Here is a 16541-nt window from a genome sequence, read left to right as displayed (position 1 = left end):
GCGGGGTCGGAATGTGCGGCGGGCCGGGTCATTCGGCGGGGCGGCCGCGTACCGACAGGGTGATGCCGACCGCGACGGTCGCCGCCGCGAGCAGGCCCGCGTACAGGACGGCGTACGGGCCCGCCCAGGTGCAGGCGAGCACCGCGAGGGCGGAGACCGGCAGGGTCAGCTGCTGGGCGAGACCCCGCTTGAAGTGGCGGGAGTGCAGCAGCCAGACCATCAGCAGGAAGAGCGCGGCCGGGACGGTGACGGCGGCGTTCGCGGCGACCTGTGAGATGTGTGCCTTGCCGACCGCGTGCTCGACCGAGACCTCGATGCCCGCGCCGATCGCCGCCCCCGAGGCGAAGATCAGCAGGTGCCCGTAACCCCAGGGGATCGCCTCCCGGTTGGAGGTCAGCCGCTCGTGCATCGGCGCCGCGAAGTAGATCCACCACGCGGCGAAGACGATCAGCAGCCCGCCGGCGGCGATGGGCAGCAGCTCGCCCAGGGCCTCGTGCTCGTCGATCGCCGACTTCACGGCCACCGTGCTAGCCGCGATCGTCTCGCCCAGCACGATGATCGTGAACAGGCCGTACCGCTCCACGATGTGGTGGGCGTGCCACGGCGTCTGGTGCCCGCGCTCGGCCAGCACCGGGACCAGCAGTTCCGCCATGGCCACGAGCAGGAACAGCCAGCGCTTGGAGCCGTCCGGCGCGAACAGCAGCGCCACCCAGCCGGCCTGGCACAGGACCAGTCCCACCGCGTACTTCAGCGCCGCTGCGCGGGCCTCACCGCTCTCGCCGGCGGCCGCCCGCAGCCACTGGGCGGTGAGCGCCACGCGCATGATCAGGTAGCCGATGACGGCCACCGTCCAGTCGTTCTCGTCGAAGGCCTGGCTCACGCCCGCCGCGTAGACGAGTACGCCGGAGATCTGGATGAGCGTGGCGATCCGGTACGGCACGTCGTCGACGTCGTAGGCGGAGGCGAACCACGTGAAGTTCATCCACGCCCACCACACGCCGAAGAAGACGAAGAAGTAGCCGATCACACCCGTGAGGGGATGGCCCTCGGCGAGCGCGTGCACGAGGCGCGCCCCGGCCTGCGCCACCGCGACGACGAAGCAGAGGTCGAAGAAGAGCTCCAGCGGGGTCGCGGCGCGGTGGCCCTCGTCCCGGCTGCGGGCGGACATGGGTACGTAAGCCAGAGCCATGCCGTCCAGGACAGCAGTCCTACGGGCTTCAACAGGCGAGGCGCGCGGCCCTCAGTGCCCGTGTGCCCCGGGCGGACTCGTACCGCCGAAGGACGAGCCGGGCCAGGAGCGGATGGTCGGCCAGCGGCTCCGAGACCGTCCAGGCGGCCGAACCGTTCAGGGCGTGCGTGAAGCGTCCCGGGGCCAGCAGGTGCGCGGCCACCGCGATCCGGCGGTACCCGGCGGCCCGGAGGGAGGCCAGCGCCTCGGGGACGGTCGGACCGGCCGAGGTGAGGTAGGCGGGGACCACCGGGACGGGGTCGGGGCCGTCGTACTCCAGCAGGGCGGCCAGCTGGGAGGCGCAGGCCCGGGTGCCGGCGTTCCCGCCGGGGCGGGAGGAGCCCGCGCCGGCCACGATCACCGCGTCGGCCCGGGTGTGGGGGCCGCGGCTGCGCTCGGCCTCGCGCAGGCGGCCGAGCAGGGCGAGCGCGACGTCGCGCTCGCCGCTGAGGCCTTCGGTGAGCACGCAGCCGGTGCCCTCCAGGACGGCGGGGATGTCGACGCGGCGGTGGTAGCCGTCGCCCAGGAGCAGCGGGACGACCACCGAACGAGGGTGTTCCCGTACGGCCTCGGCCAGCGAGGGGCGCTGCACGTCGAGGTGGCCGACGAGCGCGTGCACCCCGCTGAGGGCCTCGATCGCGGCGGTCAGGCGGTCGGTGGTCGCGGCGGCGGCCGGTGCGGCGCTTCCGTGGACGGCGAGTACGAGCATGTGGCCTGCCTCCCTGATCCCACCCGGGTGCCCCCTCCCACGCTAGGCGCGGCGGTGGCCGCGCGGACCCCGGCAAGGGCCTGCGCCGCAGGTCGGAGGTCCTGTGGCGAAGAGGTCGCCGTCCCCGTCCCCAGGGGGACCCGACTTCGAGGGCCAGCAGTTGAAACCCCTTCGTGCCGCGGTGCTCGACGCCGAACTGGCCGCGGCGGGCATCGAGAAGCCGCGCGGGCTGTGCGAGCACTTCGCCCTGACCCGGGCGGAGATCTACGAGAAGATCCGCACCGAGCGCATCCGCGGCTTCAGCGAGCTGCTGGAGGCTTACGGCGAGGGCGGCGAGGGCTGCGCCGTCTGCAGGCCCGTCGTCGCGAACGTGCTCGGCACCCTCGCCCCCGACCTCGGCATCGGGCACATCCTGGCCGGCGAGCAGGCGGCCCTGCAGGACTCCAACGACCTCTTCCTCGCCAACCTCCAGAAGGACGGCACCTATTCGGTCGTCCCGCGCGTCGCGGGCGGCGAGATCACGGCCGAGCAGGTCATCGCGCTCGGCGAGGCGGCCCGGGACTACGGCCTCTACACGAAGATCACCGGTGCGCAGCGGATCGGGCTCTTCGGCGTCCGCAAGGAACAGCTGCCCGACATCTGGCGGCGGCTCGGCGGCGCCGGATTCGAGTCCGGGCAGGCGTACGGGAAGTCCCTGCGCGCGGTGAAGTCCTGTGTGGGCGCCCGCTTCTGCCGCTTCGGCCAGGGCGACTCGATCCAGCTCGCCATGGACCTGGAGCTGCGCTACCGGGGTCTGCGCACCCCGCACAAGTTCAAGGGTGGGGTCTCCGGGTGCCTGCGCGAGTGCGCGGAGGCGCGGGGCAAGGACATCGGCGTCATCGCCACCGCCAACGGCTGGACTCTGTACGTCAGCGGCAACGGCGGCGCGACCCCGCGCCACGCCGACCTGCTGGCCTCGGACCTGAGCACGGCCGAACTCTTCGCGCTGACCGACCGGTTCCTCATGTACTACATCCGCACCGGTGAGCGCCTGGAGCGCACGTCGGCCTGGATGGAGCGGCTCGGCGGGAGCACGGCCGGGCCGGAGCACCTCAGGGAGGTCCTGATCGAGGACTCGCTCGGCATCTGCGCGGAGCTGGAGGCGCAGATGGAACGCCACGTGAGCGCCTACGAGGACGAGTGGGCCGCGGTCCTGGAGGACCCGGTGGCGCTGGAACGCTTCGGGACCGTGGACTTCGGGACCGTGGACTTCGGCACCGTGGACCTCGGGACGGCGTCGCGGGCGGCGGCGGACGCGCTGGAGCCGGGCCGCGGGCGTACGGCGGTGCTCGCGGACGGCACGCGGGCCGCGGTCTTCAAGGACCGCGCGGGCGAGGTCTACGCCGTCGGCAACCGGGATCCCTTCTCGGGCGCCGACGTCATCGCCAACGGCATCATGGGCTCGCGCGCCGGGGTGCCCGTCGTGGCCTCGCCGATGCACAAGCAGGAGTTCGACCTGCGCACCGGCGTCTGCCTGGACGACCCCGAGGTGTCCCTGCCGCTGGTGGAGCTCCGGCCGTAGGGCCCTCCGGGCGCATTTCCAACGCACTGTGGGCGACGGGACCTTGTCCCGTCGCCCACAGTGCGTTGGCCTCTGACCTGCGGGGCGACGGAAGCGGAACCTGAAGAGGTCAGGAGCATCAGCAGAAGATCCCAACGTTCAGGACACGCCATGAGTTCCGCCAAGCAGGACGTGCGCCCGCCAAGCGGGCGCGTACAGGCGCCCGATCCGGCGCAATACCGCCCGGGCCGCACGATCACGGAGTGGACGCCGGAGGACCCGTCCTTCTGGCAGTCCACCGGCAAGAAGGTCGCCACCCGCAACCTGTGGATCGCGGTGCCGGCCCTGCTGGTGGCCTTCGTGGTCTGGCAGGTCTGGAGCATCACGGCGACCAACCTCAAGGACGTCGGTTTCGACTTCTCCCAGTCGCAGCTGTTCTGGCTGACGGCCGTCCCCGGCATCACGGGCGGCACAGCCCGCATCCTCTACACCTTCATCGGCCCGATGATCGGCCAGCGCCGCTTCACGGCGATCTCCACCGTCGTGCTGATCGTGCCGCTGCTGTGGCTGGGCTTCGCGGTGCAGAACCCGGACACCCCCTACGGCACGATGATCGCCATCGCCGCGCTCTGTGGCATCGGCGGCGCGAACTTCTCCTCCTCGCTGGCCAACATCGGCTTCTTCTACCCGAAGCAGGAGAAGGGCTCCGCGACCGGCATCAACGGCGGCCTGGGCAACCTGGGCGTCTCGGTGGTCCAGCTCCTCACGCCGATCCTGATCACCTCCTCGGTCCTGGCGATCGGCGCGGGCCGGCAGAAGGCGAACGGCTCGGAGATCTACCTCCAGAACGCCGCCTTCGTCTGGGTCCCGGTCCTGATCGTGCTCGCGGCCGTCGCCTGGTTCGGCCAGAACGACCTGAAGGTCGCCTCCACCCCCTTCAGCCAGCAGAAGGTCATCTTCAAGCGCAAGCACAACTGGGTGATGACCTGGCTCTACGTCGGCACCTTCGGCTCCTTCATCGGCTTCGCCGCGGCGCTGCCGCTGCTGATCAAGACCACCTTTCCGGCGTACTCCGTGGCCACCTACGCCTGGATGGGCCCGGCGCTCGGCGCGCTGGCCCGCTGGGCCGGCGGCTGGATCGCCGACAAGTTCGGCGGTGCGCGGGTGACGATCCTGTCCTTCGTGGGCATGGGCGCGTCGATCATCGGCGTGATCACCTTCCTGCCGGCCGGCTCCGACACCGGCTCCTTCTACGGCTTCTTCTTCTGCTTCCTGTCGGCGTTCTTCTTCTCGGGCATCGGCAACGGCTCGACCTTCCGCCAGATCCCGGTCATCTTCCGCGGCCGGCACCTCACGGGCCTGACGGAGGGCACCCCGCAGTACGCGAAGGCGCTCAAGCAGGCCGAGATCGAGTCGGGCGCGGTGACCGGCTTCACCGCGGCCATCGCCGCCTACGGCTTCTTCTTCATCCCGGCGATGTTCGCCAACTTCGCCGTGACCAGCGCGATGTGGGGCTTCGTCGCCTTCTACGCCAGCTGCGTCGTCGTGGCCTGGTGGTTCTACGCCCGCCCCGGCGCCGAGGCGCCCAGCTAGCCGGTAGCTCCGGGCGAATCTTGTGAATGTCTTCACAAGCGCACGATGGACCTCTGACCTGCTCGAAATACCAAGTCAGTGGGGGTGGGTGACCCTTGGGGCCGGCGGCCATGGGACTTTCGGGCCCCAGCTCAGGACCAACGCGGCGCCAAATGATCGATCAAAAGGCGTGCAATGGATACAAGCAATGAGGCGACTCGGAAGGTGCGGGCGATGACTGCCACCCCTGCGGAAACCACGAAGAACGGCGAGGCCCGGAAGGGCTTCAAGGGCGGTCTGTGGCGTGATGCCATCGACGTCCGCGACTTCATCCAGCAGAACTACACGCCGTACGAGGGTGACGACGCCTTCCTCGCCGGTCCCACCGAGCGCACCACGGCCGTGTGGAAGGCGATCACGGACAAGTTCCCCGAGGAGCGCGAGAAGGGTGTCTACGACGTCGCGTACGACATCCCGTCGTCGATCACCGCCCACGCCCCCGGTTACATCGACCGCGACAAGGACCTGATCGTCGGCCTCCAGACGGACGCCCCGCTCAAGCGCGCGATCATGCCCTACGGCGGCTGGCGCATGGTCGCCGGCGCCCTGGAGACCTACGGCTACCCGGTCTCCGACGACCTGGAGAAGGTCTTCACGGAGTACCGCAAGACCCACAACGCCGGTGTCTTCGACGCCTACACCCCCGACATCCGCGCCGCCCGCAAGGCCGGCATCGTGACCGGCCTGCCCGACGCGTACGGCCGCGGCCGCATCATCGGCGACTACCGCCGCGTGGCTCTCTACGGCGTCGACCGCCTCATCGCCTTCAAGAAGGAGGAGAAGGAGGAGATCAACTCCCTGCCCGCGGGAAGGCGTTCACTGGAGGAGACGATCCGCCTGCGCGAGGAGCTCTCCGAGCAGATCCGCGCCCTCGCCGAGCTCAAGGCGATGGCCGCCTCCTACGGGCACGACATCTCCGGCCCGGCCGAGACTGGGCGGGAGGCCATCCAGTGGCTGTACTTCGCGTACCTGGCCGCCGTGAAGGAGCAGAACGGCGCGGCCATGTCGCTCGGCCGCACCTCCACCTTCATCGACGTCTACCTCCAGCGCGACATCGAGGCCGGCCTCCTCACCGAGGAGCAGGCTCAGGAGCTGGTCGACGACTTCATCATCAAGCTCCGCATCGTCCGCTTCCTGCGCACCCCGGAGTACGACGAGCTCTTCTCGGGCGACCCCACCTGGGTCACCGAGTCGATCGCGGGCATGGGCGAGGACGGCCGTCCGCTGGTCACCAAGACCTCCTTCCGCTACCTCCACACCCTCTACAACCTCGGCCCCGCCCCCGAGCCGAACATGACGGTCTTCTGGTCGCCGCAGCTGCCGCAGGGCTTCAAGGAGTTCTGTGCCCGGGTCTCGATCGACACCTCCTCCGTGCAGTACGAGTCGGACGAGCTGATGCGCCCGCGCTTCGGCGACGACACCGCCATCGCCTGCTGCGTCTCGGCGATGCCGGTCGGCAAGCAGATGCAGTACTTCGGCGCCCGGGTGAACGTCGCCAAGACCCTGCTCTACGGGATCAACGGCGGCCGTGATGAGAAGTCCGGCGCCCAGGTCGGCCCGTCCACCGGTGCGATCACCTCCGAGGTGCTCGACTACGACGAGGTCATGGCCAAGTTCGACGAGCAGATGGAGTGGCTCGCCGACACCTACGTCCACGCCCTGAACGTCATCCACTACATGCACGACAAGTACGCCTACGAGCGCATCGAGATGGCGCTCCACGACCGCGACGTGCGCCGCACCATGGCCTGCGGCATCGCCGGCCTCTCGGTCGCAGCCGACTCGCTGTCCGCCATCAAGTACGCCAAGGTCACCGCCGTGCGCGACGAGACCGGCCTCGTCACCGACTACACCATCGAGGGCGACTACCCGGCCTTCGGCAACAACGACGACCGGGTCGACTCGATCGCCGTCTGGCTCGTCGAGGAGTTCATGAGGAAGGTGCGCAAGCACCCGACCTACCGCGACGCCGAGCACACCCAGTCGGTGCTGACCATCACCTCCAACGTCGTCTACGGCAAGAAGACCGGCAACACGCCGGACGGCCGCCGCGCCGGCGAGCCGTTCTCCCCGGGCGCCAACCCGATGAACGGCCGCGACACCCACGGCTACGTCACCTCGGCGCTGTCGGTCGCGAAGCTCCCGTACGAGGACGCCGAGGACGGCATCTCGCTGACCAACACCGTCACCCCCGACGGCCTGGGCCGCACCTCCGAGGAGCGGATCAAGAACCTGGCGGGCGTCCTCGACGGCTACATGGCGGTCGACGGCTTCCACATGAACGTGAACGTGCTCAACCGCGACACGCTCATGGACGCCATGGAGCACCCGGAGAAGTACCCGCAGCTGACCATCCGCGTCAGCGGTTACGCGGTGAACTTCGTCCGCCTCACGCGCGCCCAACAGCTCGACGTGCTGAACCGCACCTTCCACGGCTCTCTCTGACCCCTTCGGAGAGACCCACGAACCGCGCGGCCCGGGGCCGGCCCTCACCCGGCCCCGGGACCGCGCGTCACCAGATCAGCCCGCGGAATCCGGAAGCTGGAGCGCCCGCCATGACCGTCCTCTTCGGTACGAGCCTTCCCGTCGGCCACGCCAACGCGATCAGCGTCAGCGCCGGCCGGACGCCCGCCGCCGCCGCGACCCAGCGGCCGAGCGAGGGCACGGTGCATTCCTGGGACCTGTCCACCGGGGTCGACGGCCCCGGGACCCGGTTCGTCACCTTCCTGTCCGGCTGCCCGCTGACCTGCCTCTACTGCCACAACCCCGACACCATGCGGATGCGCAACGGCAAGCGCACCTCGGCGGACGACGTCATCGCCGAGGCCCGCAAGTACACCAAGTTCATCTCCGCCTCCGGGGGCGGGGCCACCATCTCCGGAGGCGAGCCGCTGCTCCAGCCCGTCTTCGCGGGCGAGCTGCTGCACCGGATGAAGAACGACCTCGGGCTGCACACCGCCCTGGACACCTCCGGCTTCCTCGGGGCCCGCGCCACCGACGCGCTGCTGCGCGATGTGGACCTGGTGCTGCTGGACATCAAGTCCTGGGACCGCGATACGTACAAGAAGGTGACCGGCCGCCCGCTCCAGCCGACCCTGGACTTCGCCCGCCGCCTCGCCGGCCTCGGCAAGGAGGTGCACCTGCGCTTCGTGCTGGTGCCCGGGCTGACCGACGCCAGGGAGAACGTCGAGGGCGTCGCCGCCTTCGCGGGAACCCTCGGCAACGTCTCGCGGGTCGACGTACTGCCCTTCCACAAGCTGGGTGAGAGCAAGTGGGAGGCGCTCGACATGAAGTTCACCCTCCACGACACGCCGTCGCCGACCGCCGCGCAGGTCGAGGAGGCGAAGGCGGTGTTCGCCGCGCAGGGGCTGAACGCGGTCTGAGCCGCCGGGGCTGCCGGCGCCGGTTGAGCCGTCGGGGCCGCTCGGGGCCGCTCGGGGCCGCTCGGGCCGTCACCCGTACGGCGCACCGATGAACTAGGCGTAACGGGCCGAATCGGTACAGACCACCTAGCGTGGTGCTGTGTCCGAGCCCTCAGATGTCATCGACGCCGCGCCGCCTCCACCGGCGCCCGAGACCTCGCCGCCGGCCGGGCGGTCCGTCACCGCACGGGCCACCCTGGCCGGCACCGTCGTCTCGCTCCTCCTCATCATCGCGATCGTGCTCGGCAGCCGGCTGCTGCGGGACTTCGACTCCGCCCTGCTGCCGTACGCCGTCGCCACCGTCTTCCTGGCGTTCGGCGTGGCCTACCGCTACACGGTGTGGGTCTCGGCCCCCGGCGCGCGCCGCCTCTTCAAGAAGGGCTTCGGCAGCTTCTTCTCGGCCGACAACTTCCGCAAGGCACCCACCGCCCTGCCGAAGATGATCGCCACCTACCTCGGCTTCCAGAAGTTCCTCGGCGCCCGCTCCCGCTCCCGCTGGATCGCCCACCAGCTCATCTTCTGGGGCTGCATCCTCGCCGCGGCGATCACCTTCCCGCTGACCTGGGGCTGGTTCACCTTCACCGGGGACAGTGCGACCGGGCCCGGATACGAGATGCGGATCTGGGGCATCAAGGTCCTCGGCTTCGACTCCCTCAACATCCTGGGCTGGCTGATGTTCCACGGCCTGGACATCGCCGCCGTGCTCGTCATCCCAGGCGCCTCGTACTTCCTGTGGCGGCGGATGAAGGACCGCGGGGCCATGACCGGCCAGCGCTTCGCCTACGATCTGCTGCCGCTGATCTGCCTGATCGTGATCTCGGTGACCGGTCTGCTGCTGACCTTCTCCTCGATCTTCCTGCACGGCGGCGGATACGAGTTCCTCGCGATCCTGCACATGGTGTCGGTGGTGTTCACCCTCATCTACATCCCGTTCGGGAAGTTCTTCCACATCGTCCAGCGCCCGGCCGCCGTCGGCATGCAGCTCTTCAAGTACACGGCCCGCCAGGACGACCAGATCTTCGTCTGCAAGCGCTGCGCCGAACCCATCGACACCGCCCCCTACGTGGAGAACCTGCGCGGCACGATGAAGGACCTGAAGCTCGACTTCGACGCCTGGGCCGAGTACTGCCCGCGCTGCAAGCGCGTCCTGCGAGGCAGCGCCTACCTGACCCACGTCAAGAAGGGCTTCAAGTGACCGCGACGGACCCCGCCAAGGCCGCGTCGCGGCCCGTAGCCGTATCCATCGACCCCTCCATCGCCCCGCCCGGCACCCGCAACTTCCGCGACGCCGGCGGCATCCCCGCCGACAAATGGCACGCCGACCAGAACGGCGAGACCCTCGTCCCCACCCACTGCTGCTTCTGCGGCGTGCAGTGCGGGATGTACCTGCGCGTCGACAAGGGCGGCAAGGTCTTCGGCGTCGAGCCGCGCAACCACGACATCAACCGGATGCGGCTGTGCCCCAAGGGCATCAACGCCTACCAGCAGGTCAACCACCCCGACCGGCTGACCGCGCCGCTGATGCGGCGCTCGCGCGACGAGGAGTTCAAGGAGGTCTCCTGGGACGAGGCCCTCGACCACACCGTCGCCGAGGTACGCCGCATCCAGGATGCCCACGGCAACGACGCCTTCGGGCTGCTCGGCGGGGCCAGCCTCTACTCCGAGAAGACCTACCTGGTGGGCAAGTTCGGCCGGGTCGCCCTCAAGACCCGGCACGTCGACTACAACGGCCGCCTGTGCATGGTCAGCGCCGCCGGCGCCAACAAGCTCGCCTTCGGCATCGACCGGGCCGCCAACCCCTTCTCCGACATCCTCCTCACCGACTGCCTGCTGATCGCCGGGTCGAACGTGGGGGAGTGCTTCCCCGTGATGACCCAGTACGTCTGGGGCGCCCGGGACCGGGGGGCCTCGCTGATCGTGATCGACCCGCGCGAGACAGCCATCGCGCGCACCGCCGACGTCCACGTCGCCCTCAAGCCGGGCACCGACTCCGCCTTCTTCAACGCCGTGCTCCACGTGATCGTCGACGAGGGCCTGACCGACGAGGCGTACCTCGCCGCCCACACCACCGGCTGGGACGAGGTCAAGAAGACCGTCAAGGACTATCCGCCCGCCCGGTCCGCGGAGATCTGCGGCGTCCCCGCCTCGCAGATCGTCCAGGTCGCCCGGATGTTCGCCGGCGCGGACAAGGCCATGGCCTTCCACGCGCGCGGGGTCGAGCACCACTCGCAGGGCGTCGAGAACTGCCTGTCCATCATCAACATGTGCGTGGCCACCGGAAATCTCGGCAAGCCCGGCGCCGGCTACGGCACCATCACCGGCCAGGGCAACGGGCAGGGCGGCCGCGAGCACGGTCAGAAGGCCGACCTCCTGCCCGGTGGCCGCTCCATCATGAACGAGGAGCACCGCCGCCAGATCTGCCGGATCTGGGGTATCGAGGAGTCCGAACTCCCGCCCGCCGGCACCTCCATGATGGAGATGGTCTGGCAGATGCAGCGCAGTGAGATCCGCGGCCTGATCGGCATCTGCAACAACCCCTTCGTCTCGCTCCCCAACTACGGGGCGGTCAAAGAGGGCTACGACACCCTAGAGTTCCACGCGCAGTTCGACTTCTTCCTCTCCGAGACCGCGAACAACGCGCACGTGGTCTTCCCCGTCACCGTCTGGGCCGAGGACGAGGGCGTCATGGCCAACACGGAGGCCCGCGTCGTCAAGCACAACAAGGCGCAGGAGCCGCCCGCCGGGGTCCGCACCGACACCTGGGTGATGTGCGAGCTCGCCCGCCGCCTCGGCGTCGGCGACAAGTTCGACTTCGCCGGCTCCCGGGAGGTGTTCGAGGAACTGCGCGTCGCCTCCGCCGGCACGGTCAACGACTACTACGGCATCACCTACGAACGCCTGGAGGAGACCGGCGGCATCATGTGGCCGTGCCCCTCCACCGACCACCCGGGCACACCCCGCCTGTTCGAGGGCGGCCGGACCTTCCACCCCGACGGGAAGGTCCACATGCAGGTCGTCGAGTGGCACGCGCCGATGGACCCGTACTCCGAGGAGTACCCCCTCTCCCTCACCACCGGCCGCACCGTCGCGCACTTCCTCTCCGGCAACCAGACCCGCCGTCTGGGCGCGCTCGTCGAGCAGACCCCCCGGCCCTGGGTGGAGGTCCACCCCTCGCACGGCTTCCGCAACGGTGATCCGGTGCGGGTGGTCACCCGCCGGGGCAGCGAGGTGTTCCCGGCGTTGGTCACCGAGGCCATCCGCCCGGACACCGTCTTCATCCCGTACCACTGGCCCGTCCCGACGGCTGCGAACGCCCTGACCATCGACGCGCTCGACCCCCGCTCGAAGATCCCCGAGTACAAGGTCTGCGCGGCCCGGATCGAGGCCGCCGAGCGGGTCGACGAGGTCCCGGCGCCGCCCACCGCACCGGGCCGCGAGGCCTATCCGGAGACCCAGGTCTCCCGCACCGACCCCCTGCCCCCCACGTCCCCGCAGGGCCGTGGCACGTCGGAGAGGAGCTGACCCGCCATGATGGGCCGCACGATCTTCATCGACCCGGGTCGCTGCATCGGCTGCCAGGCCTGTGTCTCGGCCTGCCGCGAGTGCGACTCGCACCGCGGCAAATCGATGATCCACCTGGACTACACCGACCCCGGCATGTCCGTCGCCTCCCTGCCGAGCGTCTGCATGCACTGCGAGGACCCGGTCGCGCCCTGCGCCGAGGTCTGTCCCGCCGACGCGATCCTGGTGACCGCCGACGGAGTGGTCCAGCAGGCCGACACCACCCGCTGCATCGGGTGTTCCAACTGCGTCAACGCCTGCCCCTTCGGCGTCCCGAAGATCGACCTCCAGGCGAAGCTGCAGATGAAGTGCAACCTCTGCTACGACCGCACCGCCTATGGCCTCGCCCCCATGTGCGCGACCGTCTGCCCGACCGGCGCCCTCTTCTACGGAACCCTCGAAGAGCTCCAGGCGGAGCGCCCCGGAGTTCAGGTCGCCGACTCCTTCGTCTTCGGCGACGTCGTCGTCCAGACCGGCGTGGCCATGGTCGTCCCCGCCGACAAGGTCCAGTGGCCCGTCCCGGGCGGCCTGCCCGTCGTCGAGATCAACGGAGTGGATGTCCGATGAGCGTCACCGAACAGCCTCCTCCGCACCCGGGCCCGGGCCCGGACGACGGCGCGGCCGACGACGCCGCCGTCGAGCAGCTGCGCGACCGGATCAGCGCCGACTCCCTCACCACCCGGCGCGACTACCTCCGGATCGTCGCCACCGTCTCCGGCGGCCTGGCCATCGGCGGTGTCGGAGTCGCCGCCGGCATCCTGCACCGGCACGGCGACAGCGAGGCCCTGCCGGCGCCCAAGAAGGTCGCCGACGAGCTCGTACCCGGCCGGTCCGTCGCCTTCCGCTTCCCCGGCGAGGACGACCGGGCCCTGGCCGTGCGGCTCGCGGACGGCTCCCTCGTGGGCTACTCCGCCGTCTGCACCCACCTGGCCTGCGGTGTCCTGTGGCGCGAGGACCGGGGGGCCGACGGCGAGCTGTACTGCCCCTGCCACGAGGGGGTCTTCGACGCCCGCACCGGCGAGGTGACGGCCGGCCCCCCGCCGCGCCCGCTGCCCAGGATCTTCCTGACCGAGCAGGCCGACGGCAGCGTCTGGGCCGTCGCCACCGCCCGGTCGGGAGAGCCGGCCAAGGAAGCGCTCTGCCGGCAGTTCAGCGACACCCACCCGGAGGAGGCCGCCAGCGTGGGCTGCCCCGGTACGGGCCGCCCCGCAGCCCCCGAACGGAGGCCCACGTGAGTGAGACGCCGCTGCCCCCCCGCCCGGAGTACCACCCGGGCAGTGCCGAGCCCCGGCTCAACCGCCCGGTGCGCGAGCGGTACCCCCAGATCCGCTCCACCAGCGGGTACGGGGACCCCCGGATCCGGCACACGGGCCCGGGTCCCGGAGCCGGCACCGAGCAGGAGCCCGAGCGCTCCTCGAGGCTCAACGCGCGGCTGGCCCTGGCGCTCACGGTCGTGATCGGCCAGCTCTGGGCGCTCACCGTGACCGTCAACGAGTGGATGAAGGGAAACACCGGCACGGCCTGGTGGGGAGCGGGATTCCTGATCCTCTCCTTCCTCGCCGTGATCGGACTGTGGCTCCTCGACCCGAAGGACCGATGACCATGTCGATACCCACGCCGACTCCGTCGGTGCCCCGCAGTCACCGGGCGGAGACCTACAAGCCCGGCGCCACCATCGCCGACTGGCGGCCCGAGGACGAGAGTTTCTGGCAGGCCACCGGCCGCCGTGTCGCCCAGCGCAACCTCTGGGTCTCGATCCCCGCCCTGATGCTCGGCTTCGTGGTCTGGCAGGTCTGGTCGGTGACCGTGGTCAAGCTCAACGACGTCGGCTTCGGCTTCTCGAAGTCGCAGCTGTTCTGGCTGACCGCCATCCCTGGGATCACCGGCGGCACCTTCCGGATCCTGTACACCTTCATCGGGCCGATCTTCGGCGAGCGGAAGTTCACCGCTTTCAGCACGATCATCCTGATCGCGCCGATGCTGTGGCTGGGCTTCGCGCTCCAGGACACCGGCACCCCGTACTGGGAGCTGGCGCTGATCGCGGCCGTCTGCGGCATCGGCGGCGCGAACTTCGCCTCCTCCATGGCCAACATCGGCTTCTTCTTCCCGAAGCGGGAGAAGGGCAGTGCCAACGGCCTCAACGGCGGCCTCGGCAACCTCGGCGTGAGCGTGGTCCAGCTGATCGCCCCGCTGGTCGTCACGGCGGCCGTGCTGGGCGCTCCGGCGGGCGGCCCGCAGCACGACGCGAAGGAGAACACCGACATCTGGCTGCAGAACGGCGCCTTCCTGTGGGTGCCGCTGCTGGTCATCATGGCCCTGCTCGCGTGGTTCTTGATGAACGACCTCAAGGTGGCCGCGGCCCCCTTCAGTCAGCAGAAGATCATCTTCAAGCGCAAGCACAACTGGCTGATGACCTGGCTCTACGTCGGCACCTTCGGGTCCTTCATCGGGTTCGCCGCCGGCCTGCCGCTGCTGATCAAGAACAACTTCGAGGCGCAGGGCTACCAGGCCACCACCTATGCCTGGATGGGCCCCTTCGTCGGCGCGATCATGCGCTGGGGAGGCGGCTGGCTCTCCGACAAGATCGGCGGGGCCAGGGTCACGATGCTGTCCTTCGTCGGCATGGCCGCCGCCCTGGTCGTGGTGATCTTCGCGCTGCCCCACAGCGGCGACAGCGGCAGCTTCTGGGCCTTCTTCATCGGCTTCCTGGTCGCCTTCGCCTTCTCCGGCCTGGGCAACGGCTCGACCTTCCGGCAGATTCCGGTGATCTTCCGGGACCAGCACATGAAGGAGGCCGAGGGCAGGGGTCCCGAGGCGCAGGCCGCGGCGCTGAAGCAGTCGGAGATGGAGGCGGGAGCCGTCACCGGCTTCTCCTCGGCCATCGCGGCCTACGGCTTCTTCTTCATCCCCGCGATGTTCGCGGCCATGGCCGTCACCAACGCGCTGTGGATGTTCATCGGCTTCTACGCCACCTGCCTGGTGGTGTGCTGGTGGTTCTACGCCCGCAAGGGCGCCGAGGCTCCCAGCTGATCGGGGCCGGTGGCGGGGGCGGCCGTACCCTGGAGGCATGAGCGACGCCCCCGCCACCGATCCGCAGGACCCGAAGGACGCACAGGACCCGCGGGGTCCGCAGGCCGCGAAGCCCGCCGCGCGGCCCAGGCCGAAGCCGCGGCTGGTCTTCGACGACCCGCTGGACCAGCAGTCCTCGGACGACACCGACCGGGGCTGGGGCGAACGGCCGCCCGCCGGCGGAAGCGCGGCCGACCTGGCCCGCTTCCTCGACGAGAAGCCGCCGCACCACGTCTGAGCCGGGGGACCGGCTAGAGCCGGGGCCCTGAGGCGCCGGAGTTCACGCCGTTGCCTCCCGCGCCGCGCTGGGCGATCAGCTCGTCGCGGATCTCCTTGAGGACTACCAGCTCGGTGATCTCCATGGTCTCCTGGACGCCTTCCTTCGCCCTGCGGCGCTGCTCCATCTTGGCCAGGTACTTGGCCATCGGCAGGACCATCAGGAAGTAGACGACCGCGGCGGTGATCAGGAAGCTGAGCGTCGCGTTCAACACCGAGCCCCACATGATGTTGACGCCGGTGGGCTCGCCCTTCGCGTCGATGCCGCAAGGGTCCTTCAGGCACGAGGAGTAGACGTCCAGGTTCTTCGTCCCGATGGCGCCGACCAGCGGGCCGATGATGCCCTTCACCACGGAGTTCACGATGTTCGTGAACGCGGCACCGATCACCACGGCGACCGCCAGGTCGACCACGTTGCCGCGCATCAGGAAGGCCTTGAAGCCCGCCAGAACGCTCTCCTTCTTCTGCTTGCTCACTACCGAGCCTTTCTTCGTATCTACCGAACATGGAGCCAACGGTTCCGAAAGCTACGGCAGTCCGGGCCAGGAGTGTCCAATCGCCCCCCACCTCGCGGTGACTTGACTGCGCGTCTCTGCGATTCAACACAACGTCACCGCCAGTCGGGATACCGTGCCCGCCCCCACGAGAGACCGCGCGGTTTCCCGGGGCACGGACAGGACCACCAGGGCCCCGCCGTCCCCGACACCCTTCTCCGGCTCCGGCACTTCGGCAACCAGGGCCCCCGCCGCCACCACCCGGGGCGGCCCGCCGCGCTCCGCCGCGACCACGTCCACCCGGTCGCCGGGCCGCAGCAGGCGCACCGTCGCCGCGTCCGCAATGCGCACCGGCGCCGACACCAGCCGCACCGCCGCCGGGGGCGCCGCTCCCCGCGAGTCCCGCGTCTCGGGCGGCGCGGAGCCCCGCGAGGCCTGTGCCTCGGTCCCGCCCACCGCCAGTACGGCCGCCGCGACGGCCAGCCCGGCCGCGGCGCCGCGCCGCCGGCGCCGCACGGCCCTGCGCAGGCGGTCCCCGCCCCGCCCCACGCGCAGCGGGGGAAAGTGGGGAACGGGGCGCGCGGGGGGACACGTAGCGGAGGGGGAGCGG

14 protein-coding genes and 1 pseudogene are annotated in these 16541 nt (G+C 70.2%); 11 read left to right on the top strand and 4 right to left on the bottom strand.

The window, feature by feature from the left end:
• Window positions 1–28: 28 nt before the first annotated feature.
• Both J7F03_RS37465 and J7F03_RS37460 read right to left on the bottom strand, forming a co-directional pair.
• The gene (locus J7F03_RS37465; RefSeq protein WP_214957552.1) at window positions 29–1189 is read right to left on the bottom strand and encodes a low temperature requirement protein A; all 1161 of its coding nucleotides are present in this window, start codon (window positions 1187–1189) and stop codon (window positions 29–31) included.
• 28 nt (window positions 1190–1217) lie between these two features.
• Entirely contained in the window at window positions 1218–1937 is a 720-nt protein-coding gene (locus J7F03_RS37460; RefSeq protein ID WP_214957551.1) for a sirohydrochlorin chelatase, read from the bottom strand.
• A 181-nt stretch (window positions 1938–2118) separates the two neighbouring features.
• Between J7F03_RS37460 and J7F03_RS37455 the strand changes: the two are divergent.
• From J7F03_RS37455 to J7F03_RS37405, 11 genes and pseudogenes are all read left to right on the top strand, one after another.
• A pseudogene (locus tag J7F03_RS37455) lies at window positions 2119–3498 on the top strand (nitrite reductase (NAD(P)H) small subunit); the annotation flags it as partial.
• A gap of 150 nt (window positions 3499–3648) precedes the next feature.
• A complete protein-coding gene (locus tag J7F03_RS37450) occupies window positions 3649–5070 on the top strand; it encodes an MFS transporter (RefSeq protein WP_251073076.1) in 1422 nt (473 codons plus the stop codon).
• 213 nt (window positions 5071–5283) lie between these two features.
• A complete protein-coding gene (gene pflB, locus J7F03_RS37445; RefSeq protein ID WP_214957546.1) occupies window positions 5284–7554 on the top strand; it encodes a formate C-acetyltransferase in 2271 nt (756 codons plus the stop codon).
• Between the two features lie 110 nt (window positions 7555–7664).
• A complete protein-coding gene (gene pflA / locus J7F03_RS37440; protein WP_214957544.1) occupies window positions 7665–8492 on the top strand; it encodes a pyruvate formate-lyase-activating protein in 828 nt (275 codons plus the stop codon).
• A 139-nt stretch (window positions 8493–8631) separates the two neighbouring features.
• On the top strand, window positions 8632–9726 hold the full coding sequence (locus J7F03_RS37435; protein ID WP_214957542.1) for an MFS transporter: 1095 nt from the start codon (window positions 8632–8634) through the stop codon (window positions 9724–9726).
• Window positions 9723–12053, top strand: a complete 2331-nt coding sequence (locus tag J7F03_RS37430; RefSeq protein WP_214957540.1) for a molybdopterin oxidoreductase family protein — start codon at window positions 9723–9725, stop codon at window positions 12051–12053. The genes J7F03_RS37435 and J7F03_RS37430 overlap by 4 nt, the downstream gene beginning before the upstream one ends.
• A 6-nt stretch (window positions 12054–12059) precedes the next feature.
• Window positions 12060–12659: a 4Fe-4S dicluster domain-containing protein gene (locus J7F03_RS37425; RefSeq protein WP_214957538.1), complete on the top strand. Its 600-nt coding sequence runs from the start codon at window positions 12060–12062 to the stop codon at window positions 12657–12659.
• Window positions 12656–13327: a ubiquinol-cytochrome c reductase iron-sulfur subunit gene (locus tag J7F03_RS37420; protein WP_214957535.1), complete on the top strand. Its 672-nt coding sequence runs from the start codon at window positions 12656–12658 to the stop codon at window positions 13325–13327. Before J7F03_RS37425 ends, J7F03_RS37420 begins: the two co-directional genes overlap by 4 nt.
• On the top strand, window positions 13324–13692 hold the full coding sequence (locus J7F03_RS37415; protein WP_214957533.1) for a DUF6755 family protein: 369 nt from the start codon (window positions 13324–13326) through the stop codon (window positions 13690–13692). The genes J7F03_RS37420 and J7F03_RS37415 overlap by 4 nt, the downstream gene beginning before the upstream one ends.
• Before the next feature lie 2 nt (window positions 13693–13694).
• Window positions 13695–15122 carry a NarK family nitrate/nitrite MFS transporter gene (locus tag J7F03_RS37410; protein ID WP_251073075.1) on the top strand — a complete coding sequence of 476 codons (1428 nt, stop codon included), beginning with the start codon at window positions 13695–13697 and terminating at the stop codon, window positions 15120–15122.
• Between the two features lie 37 nt (window positions 15123–15159).
• Complete coding sequence (locus J7F03_RS37405) at window positions 15160–15399, top strand: hypothetical protein (protein WP_214957531.1); 240 nt, start codon at window positions 15160–15162, stop codon at window positions 15397–15399.
• A gap of 13 nt (window positions 15400–15412) precedes the next feature.
• On the opposite strand, the gene mscL is transcribed toward J7F03_RS37405, so the two are convergent.
• Window positions 15413–15913, bottom strand: coding sequence for a large conductance mechanosensitive channel protein MscL (gene mscL / locus J7F03_RS37400; RefSeq protein WP_214957529.1), 501 nt, complete (start codon window positions 15911–15913; stop codon window positions 15413–15415).
• 123 nt (window positions 15914–16036) lie between these two features.
• Window positions 16037–16541, bottom strand: a 505-nt coding sequence (locus tag J7F03_RS37395) for a hypothetical protein (protein WP_308380120.1), incomplete at its 5' end; no start/stop codon positions are given.

The sequence above is a fragment of the Streptomyces sp. ISL-43 genome (genome assembly GCF_018614195.1).
In the GTDB taxonomy this organism is placed as follows: Bacteria; Actinomycetota; Actinomycetes; order Streptomycetales; family Streptomycetaceae; genus Streptomyces.
Note: the sequence above shows the minus strand (reverse complement) of the source record. Positions and strands in the feature narration are given on the sequence as shown.

What these genes read in the sequence shown, in the direction of transcription:
- pflB (WP_214957546.1), top strand. Translation starts at nt 5,284, where the DNA reads ATGACTGCCACCCCTGCGGAAACCACGAAGAACGGCGAGGCCCGGAAG.
- J7F03_RS37465 (WP_214957552.1), bottom strand. Translation starts at nt 1,189, where the DNA reads ATGGCTCTGGCTTACGTACCCATGTCCGCCCGCAGCCGGGACGAGGGC.
- J7F03_RS37410 (WP_251073075.1), top strand. Translation starts at nt 13,695, where the DNA reads ATGTCGATACCCACGCCGACTCCGTCGGTGCCCCGCAGTCACCGGGCG.
- J7F03_RS37460 (WP_214957551.1), bottom strand. Translation starts at nt 1,937, where the DNA reads ATGCTCGTACTCGCCGTCCACGGAAGCGCCGCACCGGCCGCCGCCGCG.
- J7F03_RS37425 (WP_214957538.1), top strand. Translation starts at nt 12,060, where the DNA reads ATGATGGGCCGCACGATCTTCATCGACCCGGGTCGCTGCATCGGCTGC.
- pflA (WP_214957544.1), top strand. Translation starts at nt 7,665, where the DNA reads ATGACCGTCCTCTTCGGTACGAGCCTTCCCGTCGGCCACGCCAACGCG.
- J7F03_RS37450 (WP_251073076.1), top strand. Translation starts at nt 3,649, where the DNA reads ATGAGTTCCGCCAAGCAGGACGTGCGCCCGCCAAGCGGGCGCGTACAG.
- J7F03_RS37420 (WP_214957535.1), top strand. Translation starts at nt 12,656, where the DNA reads ATGAGCGTCACCGAACAGCCTCCTCCGCACCCGGGCCCGGGCCCGGAC.
- J7F03_RS37405 (WP_214957531.1), top strand. Translation starts at nt 15,160, where the DNA reads ATGAGCGACGCCCCCGCCACCGATCCGCAGGACCCGAAGGACGCACAG.